Consider the following 5,129-nt stretch of genomic DNA (forward strand, 5'->3'; position numbering starts at 1 on the left):
GATGTTCTGTGCGGGCGTCCCTTATGCGAGATATCAGATGATATGGCGGACATACCGGGACGCCCGCACAGAACATCTCAGACGGTTCTCAGACGCACGTCCCGGATCTCGGGTACCCCCCGCCGATGGGACCATGGCGCGGTGACCCACGCACGGCAGCACCACATCCAGGTCGTCGCCCACCGAGGCGCCTCCGAGGAAGCCCCGGAGCACACCCTCGCCGCGTACCGCAAGGCCATCGAGGACGGCGCGGACGCGCTCGAGTGCGACGTACGGCTGACCGCGGACGGACACCTCGTCTGTGTGCACGACCGGCGCGTCAACCGGACGTCCAACGGGCGCGGGGCGGTGTCCGCGCTGGAGCTGGCCGAGCTGAACGCGCTCGACTTCGGCTCCTGGAAGACGAAACGGGCCGCCCGCGCGCGCGTGGGGGACGAGGAGGAGCCCGACTGGGAGTTCCGCCCCGAGGACCGCGAGCACACGTCCGTGCTGACGCTGGAGCGGCTCCTGGAACTCGTCGCGGACGCGGGCCGGCCCGTGGAGCTCGCGATCGAGACGAAGCACCCGACGCGTTGGGCCGGACAGGTGGAGGAGCGGCTGCTCGCGCTGCTGAAGCGGTTCGGTCTCGACGCGCCCGGCGATCCCGCCGAGTCCGCCGTACGGATCATGAGTTTCTCGGCGCGGTCGCTGCACCGCGTGCGCGCGGTGTCGCCGACGCTGCCGACCGTGTACCTGATGCAGTTCGTGTCGCCCCGGCTGCGCGACGGGCGGCTGCCGGTGGGCGTGGGGATCGCGGGGCCGTCGATGCGGATCGTGCGCAGTCACCCCGCGTACGTGGAGCGGCTGAAGCGGGCGGGGCACCAGGTGCACGTGTGGACGGTGAACGAGGAGGCGGACGTCGACCTGTGTGTACGCCTGGGGGTCGACGCGATCATCACGAACCGGCCCGGGGCGGTGCTGCGGCACCTCAGGACGCCGTAAGAACGCCGAAGGGCCACCGAAGGACGCCGAGGGACGCCGTGATCGTCACGGGGTGTGCACCGGCGCGTTCGGTGCGTGTACCGGTGTGAAGAATGCGTCAGCGGACGGACATCCACCGGTTTCCGGTACAGGCCAAGGGGGCATCCACTCGGTGGCGTGGGGCGAAGGAGGTCTCGGGGGTGGCGTTGGTGGTGGCACAAGAGGTGCCCACGTCGTCGAGCATGGCCGTGGCCCACGGTCCTGCGGGCGTGGGCGCGGCGCGACACCGTATGCGGGACCAGCTGCGCGGCGGCGGGGTCTCCGAGGCGGTCATCGACGACGCCGTACTGATCCTGTCGGAACTGCTCAGCAACGCGTGCAAGCACGGACGGCCGCTGGGTGACGCGCTCGCGGGCGACGGCGACGTACGCGCGGCCTGGCGCGTGGACGCGCGCGGGCGGCTGGTCGTCGAGGTCACGGACGGCGGCGGCCCGACCCGCCCCTCCCCGGCCCACCCGTCCGTCACCGCGCACGGCGGCCGGGGGCTGAACATCATCTCCGCGCTCGCGCACGACTGGGGGGTGCGCGACGACATCCACGGCGAGGTCACGGTCTGGGTGGTCGTCCACAACGACGTCCACGACCCGGACGCGCGCACGGACGCGCGCACGGACTTCGCCGACGGGGTGACGCCCTCGCTGTCAGGGCTGGACTTCGACGATCTCGACTAGGCTCCCGGCGTACCAGACCAGCCGTACCCGGGAGACAGTCGATGGCCAAGAAGCGACCCCAGACCAAGGCCCAGGGGCCTCAGGTGACCGACGGGGAGATCCCGGTCGTTGGGGCGCGGGAGCCGTGTCCCTGCAAGAGCGGCCGACGGTACAAGGCGTGTCACGGCCGGGCGGCGGCGCAGGCGGTCACCGAGTTGGTGCAGCGGCCGTTCGAGGGGCTCGCGGGGGAGTGCGACTGGGTCGCGCTGCGGGAGCTGGTGCCCGCGGCCACCGCCGGGCTGACGCTCAAGGGCGGGCTGCCGGAGGGCGTGCCGTCCGTGACGCTCGCCACCGTGCTGCCGATGGCCTGGCCGGCGCTGCGGCGCGACGACGGGTCGGTGCTGCTGGGCCTCCAGAACGACACCGCCTCCGGTGACGTCAGCCGGGACCTCGCCGACAACCTCCTGCGCGCGCTGGAGGCCGAGCCGGGGACGCCGGTCCAGGGCCGCCGTACGCCCGCGGACGGTCCGCGGCTCCAGGATCTGCTGGATCCCGAAGGCGGGTTCGAGCCAGTTGTGCACACCGGCTTCGACTTCTGGGTGCCGGACACGGAGAACGCGACCACGGACGTGACGGCGTCCCTGGAGCGCGCGAACGAGGCCGTGATCCCGACGGTCAAGCTGACGGGCGTGGACGCCGCGTACTGGTGCGAGACCCCGGAGAAGAACCACCTGCGCTGGGTCATGCCGCACCCGGAGGAGCGTCTTCTGGACGCTCTCGCGCGCCTGCACGCGGCCGGTGCCGCCGGTCTCGGCGAGGGCACCCGGCTGGTCGGTTCCTTCCGGGCGCACGGCCTGACCGTGCCGGTCTGGGACCTGCCGAGCGAGGTCCGCGCGGAGGACGTCGAGAAGCCCGCCGCCGAGTTCGCCGAGCGCCTCGCGACGGCCCTGGCCACGGACGCCCCGCTGACGGCGGACGAGCGCCGCGCGCGCGGGGGCCTGACGAACCGCCAGGTCACCCTGAGCTGAGGCGGGGCTCGCCCGGGCGGGTGACTCCGCTCACAACTCCCGTGCCCCGTAAGGCCGGTCGGTACCGGAAACCGCCGCTCAGCGGTTGTCCGGAAAGCCTCCGGAACCGGAAAGAAAACGGGAGATCGAATTTGCTTGGAGCCGATCTCTTGTTACGGTTCGAGTAGCCCGGTTGCTGGTGCATCCCCCGTCGCCAGCAACCGGGTCTTTTCATGCCCCGCGCCGCTTCACAGTCCGGCGCGGTACGTCAACTCCCCGTGTCCGGTGCGGAGTTGCTCCCCGAGCGCAGCAGCAGCGGCCCGTCGCCGCGCCGCGCGAACTCCGACACCGCGCTGTAGCCGTCGAGTTCCCCCCGCGTCCGCTCGCGCGGCGTCTCGCAGCTCGCGGGCTCGTCCCCGGCGCCGACCGCGCACCGCAGCTGCACCGTCCGCCCGTCGGGCCCCAGAAGGCTCAGGACGGCCTCCAGGGCGCGCCCGGTGCCGTTGCGGTAGTAGGTGCGCGCCCAGGTGTCCTCGCCCTGCGTCAGGACGCACGTCTGCGCCTCCACGCCGTCCGGCGAGGAGAGTTCGGGGCCGCAGCGCGCGGCGGTGGCGATCCCGAGCCCGAGCAGCCGCGCGGGCGCGGGGGACGCGGCGGGCTTGGGATCGTCGTAGGGGCGCGGCTCGTGCGGCGGGACGACCGTCCGTACGGCGTCGTCGAGCACGTTCCCCTCCTCACCCACCGGGCCCGCCGACGCGAGGGTCAGAGGGAGCGCGACGGCGCACAGGGCGGTGGCGCCGAGGGCGAGGAGGCGAAGGTTCATAGGCGGAAGATAACGAGCACGCGCGCGCGTACGGCCCGTTCCGCGCCGGGCGGCCCTACAACTCGGGGGCGCTCACACCCGTACGAGTGAGGACGTCGACGACCGTGTCGACCACGGCCTCCACGTCGGGCACCCAGGGCGTGGCCGAGCCGGGCAGCGGGGCGCGCTCCCAGCGGATGTCTCCCTGGCCGGAGAGGGAGGGCGGCAGGGCGAGGTAGCCGCCCTCGCCGTGGAAGCGGAGCGAGCCGGGGACGTAGTCCTTCGCGTACAGGAGTTCGCCGAGCTGTTCCATGGAGTACGGCTTGACGAGGATCGCCCAGCGCGCGGGCGCGGCGACGACGGGGCCGAGGCGCATGCCCCTCGCGTCGAGTTCGGCGAGGGCCTGGGCCGCCGCGCGCGCGGGGAGGCTGATCGCGCAGGGCGCGCTGCCGCCGGTCGCCAGGACGATCGGCGCGGTGGGGCGGTTCGTCCACCACCAGCGGACCATCCGGTCGTCGGTGGTCGCCGCGAGGAGGCCCGGGTCGAAGGGGTGCGCGCCGGGCATCGCGCAGGCCGGGTCGGGGCAGGTGCACCGGGACCGGGCCTCGGGGTCGGCCGGCGCGCCGGGGAGCACCGGCCACTGCCACTGCGTCGCGCAGGTCAGTGCCGCTTCGATCAACTCAGGCATCCCGTCGCCGCGTTGGGACAGAAGCCTGCGTCGCCTTCCGAGGATCTCGCGCATGAGCGCTCGTTCCTTTCCGTTGCACCGCTGGCAACACCGTGGGCCACATCACACCATGTGTCGATCACTTCACTGTGCATACCTGTTGGCGCATCACACCCTTGCACCGAGCAAGAGGAACCCCTGAACTGCGTCGCGCAAAAGCCTGGGCATGGCGGGGGGTGGCGAAGTCTGGCGTTTTGCCGTCCCGCGTATTTCTCTCCGCCTCCGCCACGGAGGATGGGGCTCGGTCGTCGATGGCTATGACGCCCGGGTCGGTCACCAGGTTCCGGGCGGCTGGCGCCACCCCTGAATCCCTACCGAGTACGTACCCATCACGACCGGTGTGACGCTCTGTGGAACAAGGCCAGTCGACCTCAATCGCCCGGAACCCGAGGCGGTTTTAAGCCAACTTTGCAATTCTGTCCAAGACTCACTCTCCGTTCATGAGCACCTCACGGACACCGGGAATCCCGATAGGACAATGCTGGACATCCCATCACGAGTGCGTGTAGATGTGGAGACACTGCCGGCGGTGCAGAATGAGCAGAATGACATGGGGGTTTGCGATGCTTTTGAGCAAAACGCACCGGTCCGAGAGCCGGACGCCATGAACGCCCCTCACCCACCGAAAGTGGCCGGAATCGATTCCACGGTTCCCGCACCCGCCCACACTGCCGCGCCCGTGTCCGCGGGCCCGCCCGCAGCGGCCGTCCCGCTGCCCTCCGCCGCCCCCACCTGCGCACCGGCACCGGGCACCGCCCTCCAGGACCGGCTCGCCGGCTGGGTCTCGGACCTCACGACGCTCCACGAACTCACGGAACGTGTCTCCCGTACGGACACGCTGCCCGAGGCCCTCGACGAGCTCCTGCGCGCGGGCGCGGCCCTCGTCGGCGCGGCCCGCGGCCTGGTCGTCCTCGACCCCGCCG

General features: G+C 71.9%; 5 protein-coding genes and 1 pseudogene. 4 read left to right on the forward strand and 2 right to left on the reverse strand.

All coding sequences use genetic code 11. The features are described 5' to 3' along the window. Window positions 1–141: 141 nt before the first annotated feature. The 3 genes from AOK24_RS35190 (at window position 142) to AOK24_RS35200 (ending at window position 2,698) form a co-directional block, all read left to right on the forward strand. The gene (locus tag AOK24_RS35190) at window positions 142–981 is read left to right on the forward strand and encodes a glycerophosphodiester phosphodiesterase (protein WP_055724036.1); all 840 of its coding nucleotides are present in this window, start codon (window positions 142–144) and stop codon (window positions 979–981) included. A gap of 92 nt (window positions 982–1,073) precedes the next feature. Next, window positions 1,074–1,691, forward strand: a complete 618-nt coding sequence (locus AOK24_RS35195; protein ID WP_063799567.1) for an ATP-binding protein — start codon at window positions 1,074–1,076, stop codon at window positions 1,689–1,691. Window positions 1,692–1,732: 41 nt separating this feature from the next. Continuing rightward, window positions 1,733–2,698 (forward strand): DUF5926 family protein, encoded by a 966-nt coding sequence (locus tag AOK24_RS35200; protein ID WP_055724038.1) that lies wholly within the window; start codon window positions 1,733–1,735, stop codon window positions 2,696–2,698. Window positions 2,699–2,945: 247 nt separating this feature from the next. On the opposite strand, the gene AOK24_RS35205 is transcribed toward AOK24_RS35200, so the two are convergent. Continuing rightward, a complete protein-coding gene (locus AOK24_RS35205; protein ID WP_055724039.1) occupies window positions 2,946–3,500 on the reverse strand; it encodes a hypothetical protein in 555 nt (184 codons plus the stop codon). A gap of 55 nt (window positions 3,501–3,555) precedes the next feature. After that, window positions 3,556–4,221, reverse strand: coding sequence for a bifunctional DNA primase/polymerase (locus AOK24_RS35210; RefSeq protein ID WP_055724040.1), 666 nt, complete (start codon window positions 4,219–4,221; stop codon window positions 3,556–3,558). Between the two features lie 463 nt (window positions 4,222–4,684). On the opposite strand from AOK24_RS35210, the pseudogene AOK24_RS46685 reads away from it, so the two are divergent. Then, window positions 4,685–5,129 (forward strand): annotated as a pseudogene (locus AOK24_RS46685) (phosphatase); the annotation flags it as partial.

This window comes from Streptomyces niveiscabiei, assembly GCF_001419795.1.
Classification (GTDB): Bacteria; Actinomycetota; Actinomycetes; order Streptomycetales; family Streptomycetaceae; genus Streptomyces; species Streptomyces niveiscabiei.